This is a genomic window from Actinoallomurus vinaceus (assembly GCF_039542055.1).
GTDB classification, from domain to species: Bacteria; Actinomycetota; Actinomycetes; order Streptosporangiales; family Streptosporangiaceae; genus Actinoallomurus; species Actinoallomurus vinaceus.
Genome location: NZ_BAABHK010000002.1, coordinates 959540 through 984978, shown reverse-complemented (window position 1 = coordinate 984978; position 25439 = coordinate 959540). Strand labels below are relative to the sequence as shown.

The window sequence follows — 25439 nt, the reverse complement described above, 5'->3', positions numbered from 1 at the left end:
CCGACCTCTTGGGCGTGTCAACGAATCCTTGACATGAAGGCGATGTCAACCCATCCTTGACGTTATGACTCGTCACGCCTCTCGCGGCTCGTCCCCCGGACTCCTGCCCGTCGCCGTCCTGCTGCCGCTGGCGGGCATGCTGCTCGTGGCGCAGGCCGCTTACGACAGCCTGGTGCTGTGGGTCCTGTTCGTCGTCGTCGGATTCGGGGCCTTCGTCGCGCTGGTGACGACGGCGGCCTCCGCCTTGCGCGATGGGACCGTGCGCGATGGGGGCGTGTCCGCCGCCGACGCCGCCCGCCTGGACGAGCTGGAGCCGCTCCCTCCGACCGCCGGTGACGAGGGGGAGCGGCAGTGAGCGTGACCCGGAGCCGTCTCACCGACGACCAGGCCGGTGCCATCAGGGAGGCCGTGGCCGAAGCCGTGCTGACCGTGTGCGAGCAGGGACGCGAGGGGCTCGACGACGACCCGGACGCCCACCTGCTGATGGTCGCCGCGTCCAGCGTCGCCGCCGAGGAGGCCGGCCGGCTGCTGCGCCAGTCGATCACCGGAGCCCGCACCGCCGGGCACAGCTGGGAGGCCCTCGGACGGCTGCTGGGCATCAGCCGGCAGGCCGCCCAGCAGCGTTTCGGCGCCTCGGCCGTCGCTCGCGACGGCGCCGTCGCGAGCGACGGCCCCACCCGGAGAGTGCTCAAGCCGCTGCACGCCTTCAACGAGATGGAGGCGTTGGCCAGGGAGGGCCTCCGCGGTTGGCATGCCGTCGACTACGGCTACCTCTTCCACCTCGTCGAGGCCTCGCCCCACAAGTGGGAGCACCGGCGGTTGTGGTGGCCGTCGCGTCGTCGCCGGCGCCACATGGAGGAGCAAGGGTGGGAGCTCATCGTCCCCTCCGACTTCGACTCGCCCTGGGCCTACTACAAGCGTCGCCTCGACGAACCCGCCGAGGGCGCCGAGCCGCGACCGTAGCGACCCTTCCGCCGCCCAAGAGAAGGGCAGCGCCGCTCCCGCCGATGCGGAGACCGGAACGGGCCTCACCGAGGTGAGGGCCGCCGCTCACTTCTGCAGCGGCGGCTGCGACAGGTCCTGCCAGCAGGTGGGCTCGACGGGCCACAGATCGCCGCCCGCAGGGGCGGGCACCCGGGCGAGCGCGGCCCGCGCCGGGCCGTCGTTCGCCTCCGTCGCGGCGGCGTGCAGCTTGTCCAGCGCCAGACTCCGATCGAACACGTCGAGATCCGGGTAGGGCCAAGCGCCGGCGCCGTTCTCCGCGGCCGGGATGAGGAAGTCGATCGCCTTCGCGATGCTCCCGCCGCTCGGCGTGGTGTAGGACCACAGGTCGACCCCGACGTGCCGGCCCGCGTCGGCCAGGCGGCAGAACGCCTGCGCGTTGAAGTTCGCGTAGTGCCAGGGCCGGGTGCGGCTCAGCTCGCCCGGCTGGCTGCCGTCCGCGGCGATCTGCGGGTCGATCCGCTTCGCCTCCGCGCCGACGATCAGCTGCTTCGCGAGATCGGTGCGCCCGAGGTAGAGCGCGATCGCGGCGTCCTGCAGATCCTTGAAGGTGCCGTGGTTGTTCTTCGTGGCGCTCTCCGCCTGACCGAACGGGCTGGTCAGCATCCAGTCCAGGAACTGTCCGAGCCAGTCGCGGATGCCCACGCGGTCGCGGGCGGTCCAGCCGGGCGCTCCGGAGTCCAGGAGGGCGAGCGCGTCGATCACCTGCGTGATCGCCTGCGCGGACTCGATGATGCCGTAGTTACGGCCCTGCGGGTTGTCGCCGCACGGGATGGCCTGGGCGTAGTTCATGTTCGGGTTCATCCGGGTCGCCGGATCGAGGAACCACCTGCGGATGTCGAGCGCGGCGCGCCGGGCGTACGCCGGCCGCCGGGTGTAGAACCACGCGAGGGACAGGTCGGAGATCGCGGTCCACGACGCGTGCAGCGTGGGCAGGTCGCCGGTCGTGGCGACGTCCGGCGCCCAGTGGCCGTCTTTCTGCACGAACGGGCAGCCGTACGGGTTGTCCGGCGTCTTCGGCTGGCTGGGCCACCAGTAGGTGGCCAGGCTGTAGTAGTCGTGCTTGTCGGCGCTGACCGTGGTCGCCTTGTCCATCACCGACCAGGGGCCGGTCCGCAGCTCGGCGTCGGCGGCGCGCGTGAGCTCGCCGAGGGCCGTACGAAGCCGCCGGTCGGGCCGGGTGGCGAGCCGCTGCCGGATCCGCACGAGCCGTGCGCCGTCCAGCACGACGGTGCGGGGCACGCGACCGACGCCTCCGTGTCCCGTGATCGCGCCGGTGCCCGGCGGGGACGCCGACGCGACGGGCGCTGCCGCGAGCGTCAATCCGGCGGTGGCGCTGAGAGCGATCAGCCGGCGCGTCCAGAGGCGTCGTCGCATGGGGTCTCCCGGAGGCGAGGGGAATGTCCGCACACGAGATTTACTCCCGGCCTGCCGTGCGGTCAAGGATTCATCGGATGTATTCCTCTGATCCTCGCCTCAACCTCCATCGCCACGGCCGCGCCGTGGCCGACCCATCGGATGTATCGCCCGCTTCACGGGTCGTCCTCGAGATCGTCGAGAACCCGGCGAGCGGCCTGCGGGTTGCGCCGGATCAGCTCGGTGAGCTGCTCCACCTCGGTCCAGTGCGCGACCCCGACCACCGGGACACTCGCGAGCGTCGCGCGGAAGTCGTCCAGTGCCGCCTGGATCCGGCGGGCGCGCTCGCCGTCGATATGGCTCATGGAACCCCCCGTCGTCCCCTGGGGCGGCGGCGTCACCGTCGACTCCCCGCTTGCCGCCGCCCCATCCCGGCGCTCGCCCCCCACGGCCGGCGAACCCACCGAAAGCGGCCAGGGGAGGGAGCGCCCGTCCTCACCGTGAGTAACGTAGCAGATACATGACGCGGTGTATAGCGGCATGCCGCTACCTGTGGATTTGTGCAGCTGGGCAGTGCTCTAACGTGAGCCACGTGAGCGACGAGAAGCCGGTTTTCGACGGATCTGACCCGGAATACCGCTACAAGCAGGTCGCGGACCATATCGCCGGCCGCATCGAACGGGGCGAGCTGCGGCCCGCCACGCGGCTGCCGGGGGAGCGCGACCTCGCGGTGGAGTACAGCGTGGCACTCGGCACCGCACGGCGCGCCATCCGCGACCTTCGCGAACGGCAGCTGGTCATCACCCTTCCGGCGAAGGGCACCTACATCCGCGCGCCGAAGAAGGGCGACGGCGACACCGCCTGATCGCTACCGGCATGCGGACCGCATCCGGGCCCTGAGGCCGATCCGGCGGACACGACGCCCAGGATCACGCCCCCGGCCCGACGTGGGTCACGACGGCCGATCAGTGCGGACCGAGGTCTGGATCACGACGGCCGATCGGTGTGGACCGCGATCTGGATCTCGGCGGCGGACGCGTAGCCGCCGCCGGCCGTCAGCGCGGTGAGCCGGACGAAGCGCGCCGTGACGCCGGACAGGTCGATCTCCTTGCGCGTCGTGTCCAGCGGCCACGAACCGCTCGCCGCCGGAGTGAACGTGACGCCGTCGACGCTCGTCGCGAGGTCGTACCGGGTGATCACACCGTTGCCGTTGCCGTCCTCGCGCGGCTGATAGGTCACCTTCGCGATCGGGCGCGCCCGGCCGGTGTCGACGGTGATCGACTGGGGCAGCGACGTGCGCGGCGACCATTCGTTGTGCCACATCGACTGCGCGCTGCCGTCCACGGCCTTGCGCGGCTCGTAGCCGTGATGGAAGCTCGTGCCGGTCGCGGTGAGCGACTGGGCGGGCAGGTAGCGCACGCTCCCCGCCTGCCGGACGGGCGTCACCGCGAGGTCGTCGAACTCCGCGTGCCGCCACGGCGACACCCCGAGACCCACCTGTCCCGAGGCGTGCACCGTACTGCCGACCTCGGCGATCGACGTCCCGTCGAGGAGGGCGGTGATGTGGTCGCCCGCGAACCGGAGCCCGAGCCGGTGCCATGCGGCGGCCGTACGGCTCACCCGGCCCAACGCGAGGGTCCGGCGCTGCACCGGCTGCGGCCGGGGCGCCGCGATCCCGGCGCAGGACGGATTGCTGGGCACGCACAGGCCGGAGTCCTGCCCTTGGAGGTTCTCGTCGTACAGCTGCCACTGCCCGTCGCTCGACAGCCGCAGGTGGACCCCTGACACGGCGTCGCCCCACTGGCCGTCGACGCGTCCGAGAAGTTCGGTCCAGCCGTCCTCGTCGAGCCGTACGTCGACGGCGGCGGTGTAGTCGCGCCAGGACTTGAGGTCCCCGACGAGCGTCACGGGCCGTTTCAGCCAGCCGTTCCACCACACCGGCCGGTCGCCGATCGCCTGGCGCAGGCAGCGGCCCGGCCGTCCTGAGCACGGCGCCGCCTCGAACGCGCCGTCCAGGTCGGACAGGTACCGCGGGGTCGCCCCGTCCGCGTACGAGCCGAACCCGTCGCGGTAGGGCAGCCGCAGCGGCGCGGGCGGTGGGGAGACGGCGCGGCCCCTGCCCTGTCCGGTCGTCGTCGTGAGCGTGTACACGTGGCCGGGCTCCAGGGTCAGCGTGTCGCCGGGCCGTACGGTCCCGGCGTTGGTGAACCAGCGCCCGGGGTCGGCCGACGACAGGTCCGACGTCCAGACGCGCAGCGGTCCGGCCGGCAGCCCGCCCGTGACGGTGACCTCGACGTCCTGTGGGGCGGTCGCGTCGATCGTCTCGATGACGGCGCTGTAGTCGCGGGAGTCGGGGGACCGCAGGGCGACGTGGCTGCCGCCGCCGTCGAGATACCCCGAGGCGGAGTCGACGTACCGCCAGCCCGGCCGGGTGAACTGCGTCGTGTGCGCGATCGCCCAGACGCTCGCCCCGGCGACGTACGCTCCGGACCACGGTTCGTTCGCGCCCATGAGCCCGGCCGCCTGGAAGGGCATCGTGTCGTACCAGGAGGCGATCAGCGACCAGTTGATCGTCGAGGTCATCGCCCCGTCGATGTACGGCCGGTTGAGGGCGCGCGCGAGCGGCGCGGCGCCGGAGTCGTACGGCAGTGAGCCCTGTTCGCTCGCGTGCAGCGGAATGCCGAGGCCCCGGGCCGCCTGCGGGCTGGGGCAGCGCAGGTAGTCGCTGAGGTATCCGCAGACGTAGTGCTGGCCGACGACGTCGACCGCGGACCGGAACGCCGGGTCCTCGGTGAGCGGCTTGATGACGTCCCAGTTGAAGCTGTCGTCCGCGACGACCTTGACGTCGCCGTACCCGTGGTCGCGCAGCGCCGCGTGCAGCCGCCCGTACCAGGCCGTGTCGAACCACGCCTCGTTCCATCCGCCGAGGTAGTCGATGCGCAGGTGGTGGCGGCCGGCGCAGCCGAGCCAGGCCAGCAGGTAGTCGATGTCGCGGTCCGTCCAGACCGTGGGCCGGGCGTCTCCGCTTCCGGTCCAGCCCGGCGCGCCCCACTGCAGCGCGGACAGCTTGATCCGCGGGTTGCGTGCCTTGGCCTGTTCCATGAGCCACCACTCGTACCCGCGGTCGCAGTTCAGGTCGGACGGGGTGCGCATGTGGCTGGGCTCGGCCCCGTCGGTGGAGTTGGTGTCCCCGCCGATCTCGACCTTGAGGATCTGCAGGGCCGCTCCGTAGCCCGGCTTGAACAGGTAGTCGAGGACCTGGCGGCGCTGCGGCTCGGGATAGTCGACGAGCAGCCGGGAGGACGCCCCGGCGCTGAGCGCGCCGATCCCGTCGAACGTCCGCCCGCCGGACGCCGCGTCGACGACGATCTGCTGCGGCGCCGCCGTACGCCTCGCGCCGGCCGGCGGGCCCGCCCACACGGCCGCGACGACAAGCCAGGCTCCGAGAAGTGCGGGAATCCATCGGCGGTGCGCGCGCATGTCGTCTCCTCGCGGACGTCGCTCCCGCACCACGGATTTTCACGGACTGACCATTGCGTCAACGTGTCTGTCCAGTAGTGGCAACTCACCGAACTCCGGCGAACCCGTTGACGGGCCTTTTGACCGGGAGTACGGTCCTCCCAGAAATAGTAAGGAAGACTTCCTAACTAATTTCGTGCGCCGGGCTCGGGTGCGGCGGGAGCGCTGGGCGCAGGGCTCAAGCCTGTGACGACTCGCCGCTGAGGGAGGCACCATGGGTTGGCGCGCGTACGGCGCGGCTCTGATCGTCGCCTGTCTGGCGTTCCTCGGGCTGCAGGGCGCCTCGCAGGCGTCCGCGGCCTCGAAGACGCAGCAGACGTTCCTGACGTTCTACGGCTGGTGGGACAACACACCGCCGGGCGGCGACATCTCGTACCCGCAGATCCATGACACCGCGGGTGGCAAGGGCACCTATTCGGACCCGATCACGTTCGCCACGTCCAAGTCGGAGCTGCCCGCGGGCACGGTCGTGTGGGTCCCGCGCGTGCGCAAGTACTTCATCATGGAGGACAGCTGCGAGGAATGCGGTGAGGACTGGAGCGGCCACGGTCCCAACGGCGGGCCGGGACTGCGCCACATCGACCTGTGGCTGGGAGGCAAGGGCGGCAACGCGATGCGCGCGATCGACTGCGAGGACGCGCTGACGCACTACAACGCCGACAACACCCCGACCATGGAGCCCGTCGTCGTCGACCCGCCGTCCAACGAGCCGTACGATTCGACTCCGCTGTTCAACAGCGGCACCGGGGAGTGCTACGGCGGCGCTCAGCCCCATACGACGGTCGGCCAGTACAAGAACGGCTCATCGGGCCAGTGCATCGACGACCCGGGCAACAGTTCGACCTCGGGGACCGTGCTCAAGACCGCGGCCTGCAACGGCGCTACCGACCAGCGGTTCACGTTCCACGGCGCGTTCCTGGTGATCAACGATCTGTGCGCGGCCAACTCCAGCGGAAAGATCGCGCTCAAGACGTGTACCGGCGGACCGTCGCAACAGTGGTCGATCAATCCGAACGGCACGATCTCGGATATCCAGACCGGAGAGAAGTGCTTCCGCGCGTCGGGCGGCACCGTGGTCGCGGGCAGCTGCTCGGGCTCGGCGAGCCAGTGGACGTTCACCCCATCGGCGACGACGACGCCGGCGACGACGCGACGGTGAGCTGATCGACTCGGCCGTCCCGGGGCGGAAGGCGATCGCCGCCCCGGGACCCCGGGCACGGTCTGGTTCAGGAGATCCCTCGTGCTCACGAGGGATCGAGATCACCCGCCGGGGGAGTAGATGACCTTCTCGGCCGGTATGCGCACCGTGATGCGCTGCTCGCCGGACTGGCGGTACGGGTAGGTGTCGACGCCGAGGTACTTCTTGGCGAGGCCGTCGATGACCGCGTCGGCGCCCTCCTCCTCCAGTCGTGCCTCGCCGGAGACGCTGACGGCGTGGAAGGCGTCGTTCGGGTCGAGGACGCTGATCGAGACCCGGGGGTTCTGGCGGAGGTGCCGCTCCTTCGCCCGGCCGATCGCGGTGTTGAAGATGACGTCGTCCCCGTCCACGTCGGCCCAGACGACGGTGCTGTGCAGAGAGCCATCCGGGCGGACCGTCGTCGCCCAGGCGAAGTACGGCTTGCGGAGCAGTTCCTTGGCGTCGTCACTCAGTCCGGACATGTCCTGTCTCCAGTCTGTCGTCCTACGGCATGACGAAGGGCGCGGTCCGGGGACTTTCGGACGCCCGGATCACTCCCACCAAAAGGACCATATATTGCTGCCGCAGATCTGCTCCGCGTGCCCCTCCAGGGTGCCCGGGCCCTGCAGGATGATCTCCGGGCAGAACGTCCAGTGCTCCGCCGCGACGTGCAGCGCGTGCCGGAAGGTCGTCGGCGGCGCGGCGACGCTCAGCTCGAGCGTGTTGAAGCCGACCCCGATGAGCCGCGCTCCGAACCGGTCCTCCCAGCTGCGCACCACCGCGGACAAGGGGGCGGTCCAGAGGTTGTGGTGGCGGGCGCCCTGCCAGCCCATGACGGCCAGCGTGTCGGCGCCGCGTGCGACGGGCACGAGGCCGAGAGAGCGCTCGCCGAGCACCTCCGCGCACCGGCCGGCGAGGACGTCCGGGTCCTCCTGCAACTCGCCGGGCGGAGCCGGACCGGGGGAGTAACGGCCGAAGGGGGTGACGTCCGCGGCCGGCTCCTCCCATCCGGCCCAGACCTCGGCCATGAACGCGTCGGCGTTGTAATTGTCGATCTCATCGACCGGTTCGGGCGCGATCTGACCCATCGACCATGGCTGGGTGGTGTCCTCCAGCATGACCGGCCACAGGCCGGACGCGTGGTGCTCGGCACGGAGCCGTGACCACAGCGCGCACGGCACCGGATCGTCGCTGATCCAGAACGCCGGCTGCTTGGCCGGCTGGTGCTGGGGGTATCCCGGGTCCGGCCATACTACGTATCCGTACGGGAGCGTCACGGACAGTGTTCGTCCGGCGCCGCCGTCGGGGAAGAGTTCAGCCACTTCTGGCGGCAGCCGTTCGTGATAGTCCATCGCAGTCGCTCCGACGCCGAGCGGGTCCCGGCGCTGCGGAGATCGTAGTGCGGCCGGGCGTTCGGCGCGCGGGCGGCCCGGCACCTCAGTGTCCGACGGCTCCGTCCGGTCGGACAGGGGAATCGACCGGGCGGAGCCGTCGGGTGAGGTGGCCGGGGATGTGCCCCTCGGCCGACCTCGGCGGACGTCAGCTCTTCTTGGACGCCTTCGCCGCCTTCGCCGCCTTCGCCGCCTTGGCGGCCGTGAGGGCCGGTGCCGTGGCGGTGAACACCGGCAGGTATCCGCTCGCGTGGCCGGTCGCCGTCGGGTGGTAGGAGTTGCCGATCGGGATGGTGACCGAGTTGAGCCAGCCGTCGCCCGAGCACAGCTCGTGCCCGGCGAACTTGCTGCGTACGTCGGCGAAGGTGAACCCGGCGTTGGCCGCGCCCTTGCTGATCACGGTGTCGATCTCGTCGGCGCCGGAGTTGAGTGCGGCGTGCTTGGTGTGGCTCATCCCGACGCAGAAGGAGTCGTTGGTGATGTACAGGTGCGGATAGTCGAGCACGACGACGTGCGCGTTCGGCGCCTTGGATTCAATGGCGGAGAACAGCGTGCTCAGCCGGCCCGGGAGCTGGGTGTCGGCGTAGTTCTTGGCGTTGTTGACCGCGGTCGTGCAGTCCGAGTCCGAGCCCAGCACGCAGGTCTGCATGACGCTGCTGAAGCCGGCGTCGTTGCCGCCGATCGTGATGCTCACCAGCGAGGTGCTCGAGCTGAGCGACCCGAGCTGGTTGTTCAGCACGTCGGTGGTCTTCGCGCCGGAGCAGGCGGCGAACTTGAACGAGGAGGGCGAGTGAGCGGCGGCCCACTTGGCGGGGTAGGCCCGGCTGCTGCGCTGGCAGGTGCTGTCCAGGTCATAGGAGCCGGTGCCGGTGCCCGACGAGTAGGAGTCGCCCAGGGCGACGTAGTTGACCGTGGCGGCCGAGGCGGAGGTCGCGGTGCCGACCATGGCGGCCGAGACGGTCGCCGCGCATGCTGCGGAGACGACGAGGCGGGGGAGTTTCATCGACTCTCCTGATTGGGGGACGGAGGCTCGACTTACTCAAGCACCGAAACCCCGATTTGAGGAGGAGCCGAAATCGGCCAATTTCATGACCGATTCAGTCGTTGACAGCTGACGAAACGAATGTCAGATTTGTTGCTTATTGCCTCAGGCGGGGGTTACCTGCGCGGTGCGGCCCAGCACTATCAGTGCGAGGTTGCGCAGCGACACGGAGCCGGGCCGCAGGTAGTCGCTGTGGCTCGCCGTTCCGGCCGCGAACACCCGCGCGCCGAAGCCCGACGACACCGGGTCGGTGCCGAACCCCAGGCCGAACATCCGCACGTGCGGGACCAGACCGATCCAGTCGTTCGCGCCGCGCGCCGCCCAGACACGCGCCCGCGTCCCGAGCCCGGCCGCGCTGGAGGCCGACATCCCGGGGCTGCCGAAGGCCGCCACGTCGCTCACGGGCAGGCCCCGGACGGCCTCCCCGCACACCACGGAGCCGTAGCTGTGGCAGAGCAGGGTCGTACGGGCCAAGGGGTTCAGGCGGTGCAGCTCGGCGACGAAACGGCGTAGCCGCGCCGCCCCGGTGTCCGCCCGGAAGTCGGTCATGACCCCGGCGCTCGTGATCTTGGGCGGGCTGTAGTCCAGCCAGGCGACGACGGCCAGGTTCGGATCCCGCTCGATACGCCGCGCCTGGTCGAACAGGGCCCGCGCCCCGCCGCCGGGCGTGTCATACGGCCGGTGCCCGCGCACGTCGAACGTCGTCAGCGTCGTGTCGGCGCCCGGCACCAGGATCGCCACCCGGCGGGCGTGGGCCAGGTCGCCGAGGACCTCGACGGTACGGCCGGTGCCGCGCGCGTCGAAGGAGAGGAACTGCCGTCCCGGCGTGAGCAGGCGGCTCAGCGACCGGGCCATCGCGAAGTCCTGGATCCGGCGGGCCGTCTTCATCGCCTCGCCCATCGCGCGGCGGTTCGCCTTATAGCGGGCGGCGAGGGTGGACACCGACAGGGCGGGCAGCGCGTCCGGCTTCGCGTACACGTTGACGCGGCCCGCGCCCAGGGTCGTCACCCAGACCGCGATCACCACCGCGACGGCCGCCAGGCACCTGCTCAGACCGCGGGTACGAGGCAGTCGAGGTGTGATCATACGGGGGACCCTCCAGGGAGAAGCGCGTTCGGTGGAGCGGGGACCGGATCCCGGCGAAGCCGGGTTTCAACCCCGCCGACCGGTCTCTGGGAGAGCCCCCACGCGGCACCGGGCCACAGCATAGGCCACGTCGACCGCGACGAATCCCGTGGTAGTGCCGCCGGGATGTGAGACGGGCGGCCGGGGACTTTTGTTCGCCCGGCCGCCCGACCGATCTTATTGGACGAGCGTCCAGGAGGTGGGGGACGTGTCCGGGGCGGCCGACGTGTTGGCGCGGGTCGCCCGGTAGATCTCGCCCTGGTGGTCCACCAGGGCGCCCGCCGGGTAGGCGGTGCCCGCGTTCCAGACCGGCAGGCCGACCGGCGAGATCCGGCCGGTCCGCCCGTCGGCGGCGCGGGTGCGCAGCAGCACGGTCGGTCCGGTCTTCACCGGGCCGTCGTACCGCTTCCAGGAGACGCCGTCGGCGGAGTACTCGATCGCCAGGCCCGGGTTACGGACGTTGGCGGTCAGCGTTCCGCCCTGCACCTGCCCGCCCGGCAGCGGGATGCGGTAGTTCACCCCGACACCCGGCAGCTCGACGGGCTTGTAGAAGGACAGCAGCGGGAAGGTCACCTGTCCGAGCGTGTTCTCGAACACGTTCCACGCCGCCGGCATCTGGGCGGTGTTCGGCGTGTCGCGGTTCCAGGCGCGCTCGGCGACGCCGAGGAGCTTCGGGAACGCCTGGTACTCCCGGATCTCCTGCGACTTGCCGTTCTCGGCCCACAGCTGGGCCTCGATCCCGAGGATGTTCTTGCGGCCCTCGGGCGTGAGCTTCTCCCAGCTCGGGTCCGGCTTGATCGGGTTGCCCCACCGGTCCTCGGTCGCGCTCGCGTACACGTCGTACGGCTGGTACGTGAAGGTGTTCTTCTCGTCGACGTAGTTGGCCCAGTAGTAGCCGGGCTCGTCCGGGTCCTTGTTGTAGGGCATGTCCAGGTAGAGGTTGGTCGCGTGCGCCAGGACCACCGGCTGCCCGTTGTTGGCGAAGTGGTACGCCCAGGCCTCACGGCCCCAACCCCAGACGTTCTGCCACGGCAGCGCGATGAAGTGGTCGAGTTTCAGCGTCCGCGGGTCGTCGCGGACGACGTCCTCCCATCCGGCGGTCGTCGGCGCGGCCGTCAGCGCGATCTGGTTCCACTTCGTGAAGAAGTAGTTCATCAGCGCGGCGTCGTCCTTGCCGGCGGTCTCCGGGTTGCTCTTGCACGCCGGTGACCCCTGCCAGCGGTTCGGGCCCGGTGGCTCGTCACCGCCCAGGTTGAAGGTGCCGAGCGTGGCCCCTGCCCTGGCGTACAGGCCCTTCACCGTGGTCACGACCTTGGAGAGGAACGCGTACGTGCTCGGCAGGCACGGGTTGACCAGGTTGTCGGTGTAGCCCTGGACGCTCTTGTGCTGGGACGTGTCCTTCGGGTCCAGCAGCCGGTACGTCGCGTCCCCGGTCGACTGGTAGCGGTGTTCCATCGACTGCACCGCGGCCCGCGCGTGCGCCGGGAAGTCGAACTCCGGGACGACCTGGACGTGCCGCCGGGTGGCGTACTTCAGGATCTCGGTGAAGTCCGCGGTCGTGTAGTAGCCGCTGCCCTTCCCGACGAAGTTCAGCGTGTCCTGCTCGAACCCCTGGTACGCGGGCTTGCGCCCCAAGTTGGCCTCCGTCTCGCTGCGGGCCTTGCCGGTCACGCCGTCGCCGCCGCCGAGGTCGTTGCCTGAGCCCATGCCCTGGTGCAGCTGGTTCTTCTGGGCGGTGTCCAGGCCCCGGTGCGCCCCGAAGCCGGTCAGCTCGGGCAGCCCGGGGATCTGCAGCCGCCAGCCCTCGTCGTCGCTGAGGTGGAAGTGCAGCCGGTTCAACTTCAGGTACGACATCAGATCGAGGAACTTCTCGATCGTCTGCTTGGTCTCGAAGTGGCGTGCCACATCGATGCCGAGGCCCCGGTAGCCGAACAGCGGAGCGTCCGCGATCGTCGCCTGCGGCACGTCCACCTTCGACGGCTTGGCGCCGCGGGCGGCCGCCTCGTACGCCGACGCGGGGATGAGCTGGCGCAGCGTCTGCACGCCGTACAGCACGCCCGCCGGGTCCGCGCCGACGATGTCGACGCCGCCGGCGGTCGAGCGCAGCGTGTAGCCTTCGGCGTCCGCCTTGCCGTCGTGGTCGACGTCCAGCTTCGGGTCGACCGACAGCCGTACGACGGTCCCGCCCTTGCCGCCGCCCTTGAGCACATCGCCGAGTGCCGAACGCAGGTAGCCCGCCTCGCCGGACAGCGCGGCCGGGTTGCGGATCTCCGTTCCTCCGTCGAGCGCCACCGTGCCCTGGCCGGCGGTGGCCGACAGAGGCTGGGGGAGGAGCCGCTGCCGGAGGGTGAGGTTCGCCCGCTGCGCGGTGTTGTCGCCGAACCGCGTCGCCGCCGTCTGCACCGGGCGGTTGTCGCCGGAGAACGCCTTGGTCTGCTTTGGATCCGCCGGATCGAGCAGGACCTTGGCGGGCACCCACTGCGCGGGCCCGCCGTCGAACGCGATGCTCCAGCCCGCGGGCGCGTCGGTCTTCTGGACCGCCCAGAGCTCGATGTTGATGTCGATCGCGCGGCGCTCGCCCGGCCCGAGGGGCTTGAACCCGCTCGTGGGTTTCAGGACGTACAGGTCTCCGCTCTGCGCGGTGTCCGCCCGCGCCACGGACAGCCCCTGGCCGGCCAACTGGGCGCGCGCGGTGTCGCCCGCCGCGCCCGGCAGGACGGCTTCCGGCTGGCGCACGGAGTTGAAGTACAGCGCCCAGTCCGTCCCGAGGGCACACCGGCCGCCCCGGTTGGCCAGTGTGAGCCGCGCCAGGAAGTACTGCGCGTCGGTGACGGTGTGGTCGACCGGCTGGAAGGTGACCGACAGGTCCCGCCCACGGGGATGACAGGAACCGGTCACCGCGTGCGCGGGTGCCGTGGTGAAGACGAAGGATGAGGTCAGCGCCGTAGCCGCCAGCAGGCGGAGCGCTGCCGATCTGATCGGGGTGCTCATGATGGGATGTGCCGCTCTCCTGGGAGTTCGGTAGGGGCCATCGTCGGCGATGGTGGGAACGTGCGGAGGACGCAGCGGGGCGAGGACATGGTCAGGGACCGTCGCGCGGCCAGGGCCGAGACATGAATAGGAAGCTAACCTGTTTATTTCTCCAAAGGCAGTGAGTCCGCTGACCTCGTTCGGCCATGAAGCTTCGCGTCAGAGCCTCTGACGAAGCGGGTCAGCCAGGGCCGACTAGTCTCGGAGATGTGATCAAGGGCGCACGAGACGAGGAGACCGCTCCGCGCGGCGACGACCACCCACCCACGGCCGCCGCACGGACGAGCGCGCCCGCCCGGACCGCCGGTGCATCGAGCGCGCCCGCCCCGGCCGCCGGTGCGTCGAGCACGCGGGCGGGCCGCGACCCGCGCCGCCGCCGGGCCCTGCTGGAGGCCGCCGACCGCATCATCCTCCGCGAGGGACCGGAGGCCTCGATGGCCGCCATCGCCTCCGAAGCGGGCATCAGCAAGCCAATCCTCTACCGCCACTTCGGCGACAAGTCCGGCCTCTATCAGGCCCTCGCCGAGCGGCACACGCGGGCGCTGATGGACGCCGTGCGCGCCGCCTTCCTACGGCCCGGCGACATCCGCACCCGATCCCGCGCGGCCATCGACACCTACCTTGCCGCCATCGCCGCCAACCGGCACGTCTACCGCTTCCTCGTGCACCGGGCCAGCGCCGAGGACACCGCCACGCACAGCGCGATGGGCACGGTCATCCGCGGCCTCGGCGGCGAGATCGCCGAGATCATCCTCCGGGAGGGCCTCCTGCCCGACCCGGTCCGCGTCCACATCTGGAGCCACGCCACCGTCGGCATGGTCCAGGCCGCGGGGGAATGGTGGCTCGACCACCCCGACGTCCCCCGCGCGACCGTCACCGACAGCATCGTCGACCTCCTCCTCGACGGCCTCCCCGACATCACCCCCCGCTGAGCGTCCGCGTCCGCCTCACGGCGCTCGGTGCTGTTGACCTCGACCATCGGGGAAGCCGCACAGTGGCCTTGCCGGGCATTCCGTCCTGATCCCGAACCCGGCCGGCGGGAAGGCCGGGCACGAGAACGAGTTCGCCGTGCCGCTGCGCTGACCTTGGCCTCTGCGTTCCCTCAGGCCACGGAGGCCGGGTAGGGACTCCTCATCGCGCCGAAGTAGGCCTCGGGCGTCCCTTCCAGGTGCTCGGGCAGTTCGGCCATGAAGGCGCGCAGCAGCGGGGTCGCGTTGTGCCGGTCGAGGTCCTCCTGTGAACGCCAGACCTCATAGAGGAAGAACCGGCCGTCCTCCTGCTCGTGAAGGTGGTACTCGAGGCTGCCCTCGTGTCCCCGGGACGGCTCGACCAGGTCGATCAGGAGCTTCCTGAGCTCGTCAGAGTGTCCGGGCTTGGGGGTGAGGAATCCGTAGAGCGAAACGGGCGCTTGTGCCGTCGATGTCGTCGTCATGTGATCGACCGTAGGATGTGACATCAGTGTCAGATTCAAGCGGCATTCCTGTGGGGTGGGTCACATGAAGATCGGGGAGCTGTCTCGCGAGACGGGCGTGGCCGTGCGTCTCCTGCGCTATTACGAGACTCAGGGGCTGCTCACCTCTCACCGCAGCGAGGGCGGCCACCGTCATTACGGTCCCGAGGCCCCCGCCACCGTCGCCCGTATCCGCGCCCTGCTCGCCGCCGGGCTCCCCACCAGGGTCATCCGTGAGCTCATGCCCTGCTTCGCCGGCGACGGCGCCGAGCTCCAGGCCTGCGTGCTCGACCACCTGAGAACCCAGTTGGCCGAACTGGACTCCCGTATCACCGACCTCACCCAGGCCCGTACGGCTCTCGGCGGCATCCTCGAGGCCTCCACCCGAGCCATCGCCACCGCCTGAGCCGGAGCACGCCGACGGCGGCCGTCCCCTCCTGGGAACGGCCGCCGTCGGTCTCACCGGAGAACCGTCAGGCGAGCTCCGCCTCGATCTCGCGGGTACCGTCGACGATCTTGGGGTCGCCCGCGTCGGCGTAGTAGTCGTCCGAGCGGGTGGCGTCGACGCCGTCGGCGGCCTTGACCGCCTTGAGGACGAGCGTCGCGACGACGGCGATGACGAGGTTCACGAGGAGGGCGAGCATGCCCACGTACACCGTGATCTTGGTGTCGAACCCGAGGTCGCTCAGCGGGTACGCCGAGCCGCCGAAGTGCACCTTCTTCGTGGCCGGGTTGGGGATGCGGTACAGCATCCACAGGCCGGCCGCCAGGCCCGCGGCCCAGCCCGCCATCAGCCCGCCGCGGTGGAACCACCGGGTGATGAGGCCGAGCCCGACCGCCGGGAGCGTCTGCAGGATGATGACGCCGCCGATCAGCTGCAGGTCGATGGAGAACTGCGGGTCGAGCAGCAGGATGCACGCGACCGCGCCGACCTTGACGACCAGCGAGACGAGCTTGCTGACCTTCGCCTCCTCGGCCTCGCTCGCGTCCCGGCGGAAGTACTCCCGGTAGATGTTGCGGGTGAACAGGTTCGCGGCGGCGATCGACATGATCGCGGCCGGCACGAGTGCGCCGATGCCGATCGCGGCGTACGCGACGCCGGCGAACCAGCTCGGGAACGCGTGGTCGAACAGCAGCGGGACGACCGTGTTGCCGTCCACCTTGCCCTTGGCGGTGATCGGCTTGATGCCGGCCGCGATGGCCATGAAGCCGAGCAGCGCGATGAGGCCGAGCACGAAGCTGTAGGCCGGCAGCGCGGCCATGTTCCGCTTGATGACGTTGCGGTTCTTGCTCGCCAGCACGCCGGTGACGCTGTGCGGGTAGAGGAACAGCGCCAGCGCCGAGCCGAGCGCGAGCATCGCGTAGTTGAGCTGGTTGTTCGCGTTGAGCAGGGTGCCGTCGGCGGGCGCGGGCGTCTTGTCGAACTTCGCCTGCGCCGCGCCGAAGATGTGGCTCCAGCCGCCCAGCTTGTGCGGGATGTACAGCACCGCGACGATGATCACGAGGTAGATCAGCGCGTCCTTGATGAACGCGATCAGCGCCGGGGCCCGCAGGCCCGACTGGTAGGTGTAGGCCGCCAGGATCGCGAACGCGATGATGATCGGCAGGTGGCCGGTCACGCCCATCGCCTTGAGCGTCGCCTCGATGCCGACGAGCTGCAGCGCGATGTACGGCATGGTCGCGACGATGCCGGTGATGGCGATCAGGAGCGCGAGCAGCGGCGACCCGAACCGTGCCCGGACGAAGTCGGCGGGCGTGACGAAGCCGTGCACGTGCGACACCGACCACAGGCGGATCAGCACGAGGAAGACCAGCGGGTAGACGACGATCGTGTACGGGACGGCGTAGAAGCCCGCCGCGCCCGCACCGAAGACGAGCGCGGGCACCGCGACGAAGGTGTACGCGGTGTAGAGGTCGCCGCCGATGAGGAACCAGGTGATCCACGAGCCGAAGCTGCGGCCGCCCAGACCCCACTCGTCGAGGGAGTGCATGGTGTCCGGGCGGCGCCAGCGGGCGGCCACGAAGCCCAGCACGCTGACGAGGAGGAACAGGACCCCGAAGACGATGATCTCGGTGAGGTGCCGACCGGTCATCGGGTCAGCCCTCCTTCGAGCCGGAGCCGCCGCGCGTCATCAGGTACACGACGGTAGTGCAGCCGACGCCGAGGATGATGAACGCGAACTGGGCCCAGTAGAAGAAGGGGAATCCGGCCAGCCGTGGCCCGTTCTTGTTGAACAGGAAGGTCAGTAGCGGCACGACGACCGGAAGGACGAGCAGCCAGTTCCAGGGGCTGCGGTCGCCGCGGCGCGGCCTGGGGTTGGTCTCGGCCAACGGTCCTCCTCGTTGATGAAACACGCGGGAACGCTGCCCGGAGGACATTCCGGACAGCGTTAATGGGATTTCTTAACACAAATTTCACCAGCGCCGGGTCTCGGTTGGGTCTCAGCGGTATACGGCTTCGGCCTCCGGCTGCCGTCCTGGTCAAGGCGGGTGCGACATCGCGTGGCATACGGTGGCGCAGCCCGTCGCGACCGGGTAGCCTTCGACCTATGCGAACCCGGATGACCCAGTGGTGGTGGCGCCGCTAGGCGGCGCGGGTTACGCATTCTCTGACACCGCAGCGACCGCCTTCGTCCGGCGGTCGCATCACCATCTCCGCCGGGAGAAGGCCCGATACCGAGGGGCCGATCGTGGAGACGACGACCGAATATGTGACGGCCGGCGGCATACACGTCACACGTACCGACACGCCGGTGGACTCCGACCGCAAGAGCGACGCGCTCGACGCGCTCGTCCAGGCCGTGGGCGAGCGCCGGGGCGGCGTGCTGAGCTCGGGCATGGAGTACCCCGGCCGGTACAGCCGGTGGCACATGGCGTACGTCGACCCGTGCCTGGAGATCGTCGCCCGGGGCCGCCGGCTCGCCGTCCGCGCGCTGAACGACCGCGGGCGCGTCCTCCTGCCCGCCGTCTCCGAGGCGGTCGCCGCCACCGGCGACCCGGCGGACATCCCCGACGGCATCGAGGTCTTCGTCCCCTCCACCGACGAGGTCTTCACCGAGGAGGAACGCAGCCGCCGGCCCACCGTCTTCACCGCCCTGCGCGCCGTCACCGACCTGTTCCGCGGCGACGACCCGCACCTCGGCCTGTACGGCGCCTTCGGCTACGACCTGGCCTTCCAGTTCGAGCCGATCCGGCTCAACATCGACCGCCCGGCCGACCAGCGCGACCTCGTCCTCCACCTCGCCGACGAGATGATCGTGGTGGACCGCAAGCGCGAGACCTCGGCCCGCATGTCGTACGACTTCGAGATCGGCGGTGTCAGCACGCGCGGCCTGCCGCGGGCCACCGAGCCGACCCCGGCGCCGCGGGTCCGGGAGCTGCCCCCGCAGCCGACGCCCGGCGCCTACGCCGACGTCGTCCGCGAGGCCAAGGAGAAGTTCATCCGCGGCGACCTGTTCGAGGTCGTGCCGGGCCACGTCATGTACGGGCCGTGCGACTCCCCGGCGGCGTTCTTCGAACGACTACGGGTCACGAACCCGGCCCCGTACGAGTTCTTCTTCAACCTCGGCGAGGGGGAGTACCTCGTCGGCGCGTCCCCGGAGATGTTCGTGCGCGTCACCGGCGACCGGGTCGAGACCTGCCCGATCTCCGGGACGATTCGGCGCGGCGGCGACCCGCTCGAGGACGCCGACAACATCCGCGAGCTGCTCAACTCGGCCAAGGACGAGTCCGAGCTCACCATGTGCACCGACGTCGACCGCAACGACAAGTCGCGGGTCTGCGTCCCCGGCAGCGTCAAGGTGATCGGCCGGCGGCAGATCGAGATGTACTCCCGGCTGATCCACACCGTTGACCACATCGAGGGCCGGCTGCGCTCGGGCTACGACGCGCTCGACGCGTTCCTCACCCACATGTGGGCGGTCACCGTGACCGGCGCGCCGAAGACCTGGGCGATGCAGTTCATCGAGGATCACGAGGAGACGCCGCGCCGCTGGTACGGCGGCGCCGTCGGCTGCATCGGCTTCGACGGCTCGATGAACACCGGCCTGACCCTGCGCACCGCCCAGATCCGCGACGGCGTCGCCGCCGTACGGGCCGGGGCGACCCTGCTGTACGACTCCGACCCCGATGCCGAGGAGCGCGAGACCTATCTGAAAGCGAGGGCGCTGCTCGAGGCGCTGTCCCCGACGGGGGAGGACGAGGCCGCAGCCCGCGCCGGGCGCGAGCGCGCCGGCGAGGGGCTGACCGTCCTGCTCGTCGACCACCAGGACTCCTTCGTCAACACCCTCGCCGACTACTTCCGGCAGCAGGGCGCGGACGTGACGACGCTGCGGTTCGGATTCCCCGACAAGATGCTCGACGAGATCCGGCCCGACCTGGTCGTGCTGTCCCCGGGCCCCGGACGGCCGTCGGACTTCGACACCGCCGGGCTGCTCGACGCCGTCTACGCCCGGAACATCCCGTCCTTCGGCGTCTGCCTCGGCCTGCAGGCCATGGTGGAGCACGCGGGCGGGGAGCTCGCCCTGCTGCCCGAGCCGTCGCACGGCAAGCCGGGCCGCGTGGCGGTCACCGGCGGTGAGCTGTTCGCCGGACTGCCCGCCGAGTTCACCGCGGCCCGCTACCACTCGCTGCACGCCAAGGCCGACCAGGTCCGCGGCGACTTCACGGCCACCGCGATGCTCGACGACGTCGTCATGGCCATCGAGGACCCGGCCCGCCGCCGGTGGGCGGTGCAGTTCCACCCCGAGTCCATCCTGACCGCGAACGGCGAGACCGGGCACCGGATCATCACCAACCTGCTGCGCCTCTGCCGCAAGACCCCGCGCTGACGACGCCACGGCGTGCGAAGCGGCCGGGTGAGGTACGCACCCGGCCGCGAAGCCCGGCGGGTGAGGTGCGCGCGCCGGGCCGTGAAGTCCGGCGGGTGAGGTGCGCGCCGGGCGGCGGAGCTCGACGCGCGGGCCATGAACACTCCCCGGCATGGCCGAACCCGTGCCGGGGCATTGTTCAGGCGTGACGGCAGGCGACGCGCTCAATGAGGCCCTGGCGATGCCGCTCGTTGACCACCACTGCCATGGCGTGCGCCGCGACGACCTCACCCGCGCCGCCTTCGAGGGGCTCATGACCGAAGGCGGCCCGTCGCCGGCCGGCACCACGTACTTCGACACCCCCGTCGGCCTGGCGATCCGGTGCTGGTGCGCGCCCGTCCTCGGCCTCGAACCGTACGCAACCCCCGGCGCCTACCTCGACCGGCGGGCGGAGCTGGGGGCCGAAGAGGCGAACCGGCGGTTGCTCCGTGCCGCCCGCATCGCCGACTTCTGCGTCGACACCGGCCTGACCGACGAGGCGCTGCTGACGCCGGAGGAGATGGGCCATCTCGGCGGCGCCTGGTCACATGAGATCGTCCGGATCGAGTCGGTGGCGGAGACGGTGGCCGGCCGTGGGCCGCCGGCGACGGCCTACGCCGCCGAGTTCGCCGACGAGCTCGCATGGCGCGCGGACCGGGCCGTCGGGCTGAAGACGGTCGTCGCCTACCGGATCGGCCTGGACTTCGACCCGCGCCCGCCGAGCTCCCGCGAGGTGACGGCGGCGGCCACACGCTGGCTCGCCGGGCCGGGGCGGCTCACCGACCCGGTGCTGCTGCGGCACGCCCTGTGGACCGCCGCCGAGATCGCGGGCGACTACGGGCTGCCGCTGCAGGTCCACACCGGGTTCGGCGACCCGGACCTGTCACTGCACCGGGCGAACCCGGCACTGCTGACCGACTTCATCCGGGCGGTGCCCGCGCCGATCGTCCTCCTGCACTGCTATCCGTACGTCCGGGAGGCCGCCTATCTGGCCGCGGTGTTCCCGCACGTGTACGTCGACGTCGGGCTGACGGTCACCCACACCGCCGCGTCGTCGGCGCGGGTGATCGCCGAGGTCCTGGAGCTGGCACCGTTCCACAAGATCCTGTTCAGCACCGACTGCTACGGCCTCGCGGAGCTGTGTCACCTCGGCGCGCACTACCACCGGCAGGGCCTGGCCGCCGTGCTCACCGAGCGCGCGGGGGAGTGGTCGGTGGCCGACGCGGCCCGAATCGCCCGCCTCATCAGCGCCGACAACGCCCGCCGCCTGTACTTTCTCGATTAGGCAAGGTCGCTTGGTCGTAGGCCGGTCAGGATGGTCTGAATGAGGCGGCCAAGCGCCGCCGGGTCGTGCAGGTCCATGGCTGCGGCCAAGGCGTGCAGGCAGTAGAGGGTCAGTTCGTCGGCGGGGACATCCTGGCGTACGGCTCCGGCCGCCGCCGCATCGACGACCAGTTCCTGGACGAATTCGCGCAGGCGCTTATGGGCTGCCGCGACGTGCTCACCGCTGTGCAGCATGCCGGCGAGGTCACCGTCATGACGTCCGTGGTGCGACGTCGCTTCCGCGTAGGCCGCGAGCACGGCCTCCAGCCGCCGCGCGGCGGATTCGGTCTGGTCGCGAATCTGGAGCAGTTGCGTCAGGTGTTCGTCGATCTGGCGTTCGTGCCAGGCGCGCAGGATGGCTTCGACGTCCGGGAAGTACTTGTACAGCGTCGCGCGCCCGATGCCGACGTCCTTGGCGATCTGGGACATCGTCACGCCGGTCAGTCCATGCTCGGCGACCAGAGCCGCGGTGGCGTCCAAGACGGCCTCGCGGACCGCATCGCGGTGTGTGGCGATGGTCTGGCTCCAGAGTCTCGGCATGTCACTGATCATACGCTTTGGCGTCACGCGAGACAGTTGTATTGATCGCGACATACTGTATTGTAAAACGCGTCCGGCGGCGGCTCCGGGACGTCGACGGCGATGCGGTACCAGCGCCGGCCTGGCTGCTCACCGTGCCCCGGACTCCCCGACCTTCGACAAAGGACTTGGCATGCTGACCTCGGAAACCGCCCTCCACATCGACCGGCCGAGCCGCTACCTGGTGCAGCTGTGCCGACATGCGGAAGCCATGGGAAAGACCGGCGGCGGCCACCGGCCGTGCCCCCACGCCGCCACCGCCGCGCTGGCCCGCGGCGACCTGCGCGTCCACGCCGAATACTCCGACACCCATGGCGTCATCACCATCGACCCCTGGGGCCAGGCGACCCTGGACGCCACCGACGACACCCTCACCCTGCGCGTGGACGCCGCCGATGAAGAGGCCCTGCACCAGATCCAGGCCATCGTCACCAGAGACCTGGAACGGTTCGGCCGGCGGAGCCGGATAAGCGTGACCTGGCCGCCACCCAGGACCTCGATCGGGGACCCGGCAACCGTGGACAGCACCGCAGAGGCGTCGACCGAGGCAGCCACCGCGGCTCGCCGCCGCTACCGCAACACGATCCTGCTCACCCTGGTCATCGTGGTGGCCGTCGCCGTTCATCTCGGACTGGGCGCGGCGATCATGGGCAAATCGCGGTGGGCCGGTCTGACCATCGACATCGTCCTGGCCATGGTCGCCGGGAAGCTCGTCCTGCTCACGCTTGGCCGCCGCGTCCTCCGCAGCAGGCACATCCCCCACCTGGGCACGCACCTCCGCGCCCGGACACGAAGCCACCGGCCGCACTAGGCCATCTCCGCGACCCCCTTGCGAGGAACCCATGGACATCGTTGACGTGCCCGGCGCAAAGCTCTACTACGACATCCGGGGCAGCGGCCCGTTGCTCCTCCTGATCCCCGGAGCCAGCGGCGACGCCCGCCCGTTCACGGCACTCGCCGAGCACCTGACGGCCCACTTCACCGTGGTCACCTACGACCGGCGCGGATTCTCCCGCAGCTCACTCGACGGTCCCCAGGACTACTCTCGTCGCCTCGACACCGACGCCGACGACGCCCGCCGTCTCATCGAACACACCGGCCACCGGACCGCGATCGTATTCGGCACCAGCTCCGGCGCTCTCATCGCCTTGCACCTGCTGACACGGCACCCCGAAGCGGTCGGCCATCTCGTCCCGTACGAGCCGCCGGCATTGCGGCTACTGCACGACGGGCAGCACTGGATCGACTTCTTCCACCAGATCTACGACCTGTACCGCAGCTCAGGCATCGCACCGGCGATGACCCTGTTCCGCGAGCGAACCTTCGTCGCCTCGGATGGCTACGCCATGGCCCGCGCAATGGACCTCAGCAACCCGCGCGTCCGAGCCAACGCCACCTACTGGTTCGAACACGAGCTACGCCAGTACCCCGCCATCGCCTTCGACCTGGACACCCTCAAGCGTCACGCCGGCCAGGTCATTCCGGCCGCCGGACACCAATCGCAAGGACGCCCCTGTTACCGGGCCACCGCGGAACTCGGCGCCCTACTCGACCGGAAACTGATCGAACTCCCCGGCGGCCACGTCGGCTTCGCCACCCACCCCACCGAGTTCGCCGACCGACTCCGCGAATTCCTCGAACATCACGCACCGTGATCTAGAGGACCGGGGTCTGTCCAGTGGCGTCCGTGAGCGCGTCTTCGGAGTCGCGCTCGTTGGGGCGTGGGCGCCGATAGTCGGAGAAGGCCGGTGTACCGGGCTCGGGTGGCAGGCGCAAGGCGCGTGCGACGAACGAGATCGCGTGGTACCACCCGCAGACCAGCAGAAGGTCGACCGCCGCCTCGCTGCCGACCGCGGCGATCAGCTCCTGCCACTGGTCGTCCGCCAGGTCGCCCGCGCCGTACAGCCCGTCCACGGCACGGATCACCGCGCGGTCGGCCGGTTCGGTCCAGCAGGCGTCGTCCGGAGTCCCGGTGACGAGGGAACGGATCTGCTCGGCGTCGAGGCCGACCTTGTCCGCGAAGAGCGCGATGTGGATGCCCCATTCGTATTCGGCTCCGCAGCGGGCGGTCGTCCGGTCGATCACCAGCTCGCGATGGCGCAACGACAGCGCTGATCGGCGTGACATGTAGTACCGCCCCCACTGGCGGATGCCCTCGGCCCGCTCCGGCCGCCGGGCGAAGATCCGGAACAGGGCGAGGGGCGGGCCCAGCGCTCGGAGGGCCTGGGCGGTTTCGGGGTCGTAGGGAGGTTCGACAGGCGTGAGACGCGGCACCAGCGTCTGCTTCGAAAAACGAGGCACGCGAAGGACGCTAACATGAGTGCTTCGAAAGTAGAAGCACGCAGCCGATCAAGCACTCTTCGTTGGCAAGGACAGGGATGGCCCGCGACTCAGACGACCGCTCGGCGACACCGCTGCCAGGCCGGCCGGTCCGTGGCTCGGCAACGGGACGGCCGATCATGGCCCTGCTCGATCTGCTCGGCCACCGATGGACCCTGCGCATCATCTGGGAGCTCGCGCAGACCCCTGGGCCCACGTTCCGCGGGCTCCAGCAGCGATGCGATGGCGTCTCCTCCAGCGTGCTCGCCCAACGCCTCGCCGAACTCGGTGAGGCGGGGATCGTCCACCGCACGGAACGCGGCTACGCCCTGACCCCCGATGGCCAGGACCTCGCCACCGACCTGACGCGACTCCACCACTGGGCCGACCGCTGGGCGACCCGCATGCAGCAGCGGCCGCTCACGTGAACGGCCGCCGTCGCCGGAACGATTCGCCGGTCACCATCGTGCACGCGTGTCTGCGGGACGGGGACGGCGGGAGCCCGACCGCGATCGTGACCGAGCAGACCTGGCCCGCCGGCGACGACCGTCGAGGCGTTCACCCGGCCGACACATGGCCTCAGTCGAACATCGCGTCGATCGAGTCGACGGTGGCGGCCCGCTCCACCCAGGCTTCGAGCACGGTGAGATCGGTGCACCCCATGATGCGCCCTCGAGCCTCATCGGAGACCGGAATGCCGCGCGCCGCGAGCACCTTGAGTATCGCCGTCGCCTCTCCTTCAGCTTTGCCCTCGGCCTTGCCCTGAGCGACGTACCTACGCGCAAAGTCGCTTTTGTACTCGTACGTTCCGCTCAACATCATTTCCTCCAGCTCCTGCTTCGCGATCTGAGGAAGAATCGCGCACACGATGTCAATGTACAGTTTCGCGCGCTCGTCATCGATGGCAGCGGCTCCCGAGAGCAGGGCATTGAACACCTCCCGCCGATAGGGCCCCGTACCGTGTGCCACGGCCGACAGCGTCGCGAGCTCTGGAGAGCGTATGGCCTCCTGTCGGTCGGTCACCACGGGCACGGCGTCGGGCTTGAGCACCAGCGGCGTGAGCGTCAAGCCGGGGTGCCCCAGATCGATGGGCTGCGCACACCAATCGGCCACGGTCGCGCTGACGCACATGACGAGAAGGATCACGGGGCAGCGCTTCCGGGCGCGCAGGCCGGCGATGTACACCGGCCAGCTCCACCGCTTCTCCGGGTCGCGCTTGCGCTGCACTTCGAACACCACGGCCAGCACGGGGTCGCCGGACTCGTAGGTGATGACCCTG

General features: G+C 70.3%; 25 protein-coding genes. 11 read left to right on the top strand and 14 right to left on the bottom strand.

What is annotated here, in order from left to right; all coding sequences use genetic code 11:
• Positions 1 to 64 precede the first annotated feature (64 nt).
• Together ABEA24_RS10375 and ABEA24_RS10370 are read left to right on the top strand one after the other, a co-directional pair.
• A complete protein-coding gene (locus ABEA24_RS10375; protein ID WP_345430470.1) occupies positions 65 to 355 on the top strand; it encodes a hypothetical protein in 291 nt (96 codons plus the stop codon).
• Positions 352 to 963, top strand: a complete 612-nt coding sequence (locus tag ABEA24_RS10370) for a hypothetical protein (protein ID WP_345430469.1) — start codon at positions 352 to 354, stop codon at positions 961 to 963. The genes ABEA24_RS10375 and ABEA24_RS10370 overlap by 4 nt, the downstream gene beginning before the upstream one ends.
• Before the next feature lie 87 nt (positions 964 to 1050).
• Here the strand turns inward: ABEA24_RS10370 and ABEA24_RS10365 are convergent, their stop codons facing one another.
• Both ABEA24_RS10365 and ABEA24_RS10360 read right to left on the bottom strand, forming a co-directional pair.
• Positions 1051 to 2379 (bottom strand): alginate lyase family protein, encoded by a 1329-nt coding sequence (locus ABEA24_RS10365; protein WP_345430468.1) that lies wholly within the window; start codon positions 2377 to 2379, stop codon positions 1051 to 1053.
• 155 nt (positions 2380 to 2534) lie between these two features.
• A complete protein-coding gene (locus ABEA24_RS10360; protein WP_345430467.1) occupies positions 2535 to 2723 on the bottom strand; it encodes a hypothetical protein in 189 nt (62 codons plus the stop codon).
• Positions 2724 to 2950: 227 nt separating this feature from the next.
• Between ABEA24_RS10360 and ABEA24_RS10355 the strand changes: the two genes are divergently transcribed.
• Entirely contained in the window at positions 2951 to 3223 is a 273-nt protein-coding gene (locus ABEA24_RS10355; protein ID WP_345430466.1) for a GntR family transcriptional regulator, read from the top strand.
• A gap of 122 nt (positions 3224 to 3345) precedes the next feature.
• Here the strand turns inward: ABEA24_RS10355 and ABEA24_RS10350 are convergent, their stop codons facing one another.
• Positions 3346 to 5838 (bottom strand): discoidin domain-containing protein, encoded by a 2493-nt coding sequence (locus ABEA24_RS10350; protein ID WP_345430465.1) that lies wholly within the window; start codon positions 5836 to 5838, stop codon positions 3346 to 3348.
• 253 nt (positions 5839 to 6091) lie between these two features.
• Here ABEA24_RS10350 and ABEA24_RS10345 point away from each other — a divergent pair, with 253 nt between their 5' ends.
• Positions 6092 to 7036 carry a ricin-type beta-trefoil lectin domain protein gene (locus tag ABEA24_RS10345; protein ID WP_345430464.1) on the top strand — a complete coding sequence of 315 codons (945 nt, stop codon included), beginning with the start codon at positions 6092 to 6094 and terminating at the stop codon, positions 7034 to 7036.
• A gap of 101 nt (positions 7037 to 7137) precedes the next feature.
• Here ABEA24_RS10345 and ABEA24_RS10340 read toward each other — a convergent pair whose 3' ends face one another.
• The 5 genes from ABEA24_RS10340 to ABEA24_RS10320 form a co-directional block, all read right to left on the bottom strand.
• Entirely contained in the window at positions 7138 to 7536 is a 399-nt protein-coding gene (locus ABEA24_RS10340; protein WP_345430463.1) for a PPOX class F420-dependent oxidoreductase, read from the bottom strand.
• A 69-nt stretch (positions 7537 to 7605) separates the two neighbouring features.
• Positions 7606 to 8406: a DUF4253 domain-containing protein gene (locus tag ABEA24_RS10335; RefSeq protein ID WP_345430462.1), complete on the bottom strand. Its 801-nt coding sequence runs from the start codon at positions 8404 to 8406 to the stop codon at positions 7606 to 7608.
• A 187-nt stretch (positions 8407 to 8593) separates the two neighbouring features.
• Complete coding sequence (locus ABEA24_RS10330; protein ID WP_345430461.1) at positions 8594 to 9448, bottom strand: SGNH/GDSL hydrolase family protein; 855 nt, start codon at positions 9446 to 9448, stop codon at positions 8594 to 8596.
• A gap of 144 nt (positions 9449 to 9592) precedes the next feature.
• Entirely contained in the window at positions 9593 to 10573 is a 981-nt protein-coding gene (locus ABEA24_RS10325) for an alpha/beta hydrolase (protein ID WP_345430460.1), read from the bottom strand.
• Between the two features lie 216 nt (positions 10574 to 10789).
• Complete coding sequence (locus ABEA24_RS10320) at positions 10790 to 13603, bottom strand: family 20 glycosylhydrolase (protein ID WP_345430459.1); 2814 nt, start codon at positions 13601 to 13603, stop codon at positions 10790 to 10792.
• A 248-nt stretch (positions 13604 to 13851) separates the two neighbouring features.
• On the opposite strand from ABEA24_RS10320, the gene ABEA24_RS10315 reads away from it, so the two are divergent.
• The gene (locus ABEA24_RS10315) at positions 13852 to 14574 is read left to right on the top strand and encodes a TetR family transcriptional regulator (RefSeq protein WP_345430458.1); all 723 of its coding nucleotides are present in this window, start codon (positions 13852 to 13854) and stop codon (positions 14572 to 14574) included.
• A 170-nt stretch (positions 14575 to 14744) separates the two neighbouring features.
• On the opposite strand, the gene ABEA24_RS10310 is transcribed toward ABEA24_RS10315, so the two are convergent.
• Entirely contained in the window at positions 14745 to 15074 is a 330-nt protein-coding gene (locus ABEA24_RS10310; protein WP_345430457.1) for a putative quinol monooxygenase, read from the bottom strand.
• 64 nt (positions 15075 to 15138) lie between these two features.
• On the opposite strand from ABEA24_RS10310, the gene ABEA24_RS10305 reads away from it, so the two are divergent.
• Complete coding sequence (locus ABEA24_RS10305) at positions 15139 to 15498, top strand: MerR family transcriptional regulator (RefSeq protein ID WP_345430456.1); 360 nt, start codon at positions 15139 to 15141, stop codon at positions 15496 to 15498.
• A 67-nt stretch (positions 15499 to 15565) separates the two neighbouring features.
• Here ABEA24_RS10305 and mctP read toward each other — a convergent pair whose 3' ends face one another.
• Positions 15566 to 17185 carry a monocarboxylate uptake permease MctP gene (mctP, locus tag ABEA24_RS10300; RefSeq protein ID WP_345430455.1) on the bottom strand — a complete coding sequence of 540 codons (1620 nt, stop codon included), beginning with the start codon at positions 17183 to 17185 and terminating at the stop codon, positions 15566 to 15568.
• Between the two features lie 4 nt (positions 17186 to 17189).
• Entirely contained in the window at positions 17190 to 17423 is a 234-nt protein-coding gene (locus ABEA24_RS10295) for a DUF3311 domain-containing protein (protein WP_345430454.1), read from the bottom strand.
• A gap of 359 nt (positions 17424 to 17782) precedes the next feature.
• Between ABEA24_RS10295 and ABEA24_RS10290 the strand changes: the two genes are divergently transcribed.
• Together ABEA24_RS10290 and ABEA24_RS10285 are read left to right on the top strand one after the other, a co-directional pair.
• On the top strand, positions 17783 to 19921 hold the full coding sequence (locus ABEA24_RS10290; protein ID WP_345430453.1) for an anthranilate synthase component I: 2139 nt from the start codon (positions 17783 to 17785) through the stop codon (positions 19919 to 19921).
• A gap of 184 nt (positions 19922 to 20105) precedes the next feature.
• The gene (locus ABEA24_RS10285; RefSeq protein ID WP_345430452.1) at positions 20106 to 21224 is read left to right on the top strand and encodes an amidohydrolase family protein; all 1119 of its coding nucleotides are present in this window, start codon (positions 20106 to 20108) and stop codon (positions 21222 to 21224) included.
• On the opposite strand, the gene ABEA24_RS10280 is transcribed toward ABEA24_RS10285, so the two are convergent.
• Positions 21221 to 21802: a TetR/AcrR family transcriptional regulator gene (locus ABEA24_RS10280; protein ID WP_345430451.1), complete on the bottom strand. Its 582-nt coding sequence runs from the start codon at positions 21800 to 21802 to the stop codon at positions 21221 to 21223. The genes ABEA24_RS10285 and ABEA24_RS10280 overlap by 4 nt on opposite strands.
• A gap of 172 nt (positions 21803 to 21974) precedes the next feature.
• Here ABEA24_RS10280 and ABEA24_RS10275 point away from each other — a divergent pair, with 172 nt between their 5' ends.
• Together ABEA24_RS10275 and ABEA24_RS10270 are read left to right on the top strand one after the other, a co-directional pair.
• Entirely contained in the window at positions 21975 to 22652 is a 678-nt protein-coding gene (locus tag ABEA24_RS10275; protein WP_345430450.1) for a DUF2218 domain-containing protein, read from the top strand.
• 31 nt (positions 22653 to 22683) lie between these two features.
• Complete coding sequence (locus ABEA24_RS10270) at positions 22684 to 23496, top strand: alpha/beta fold hydrolase (protein ID WP_345430449.1); 813 nt, start codon at positions 22684 to 22686, stop codon at positions 23494 to 23496.
• Between the two features lies 1 nt (position 23497).
• Here ABEA24_RS10270 and ABEA24_RS10265 read toward each other — a convergent pair whose 3' ends face one another.
• Complete coding sequence (locus ABEA24_RS10265) at positions 23498 to 24142, bottom strand: carboxymuconolactone decarboxylase family protein (RefSeq protein WP_345430448.1); 645 nt, start codon at positions 24140 to 24142, stop codon at positions 23498 to 23500.
• A gap of 77 nt (positions 24143 to 24219) precedes the next feature.
• Between ABEA24_RS10265 and ABEA24_RS10260 the strand changes: the two genes are divergently transcribed.
• Positions 24220 to 24588 carry a winged helix-turn-helix transcriptional regulator gene (locus ABEA24_RS10260; RefSeq protein WP_345430447.1) on the top strand — a complete coding sequence of 123 codons (369 nt, stop codon included), beginning with the start codon at positions 24220 to 24222 and terminating at the stop codon, positions 24586 to 24588.
• A gap of 151 nt (positions 24589 to 24739) precedes the next feature.
• Here the strand turns inward: ABEA24_RS10260 and ABEA24_RS10255 are convergent, their stop codons facing one another.
• A complete protein-coding gene (locus tag ABEA24_RS10255) occupies positions 24740 to 25408 on the bottom strand; it encodes a hypothetical protein (protein ID WP_345430446.1) in 669 nt (222 codons plus the stop codon).
• Between the last annotated feature and the right edge of the window lie 31 nt (positions 25409 to 25439).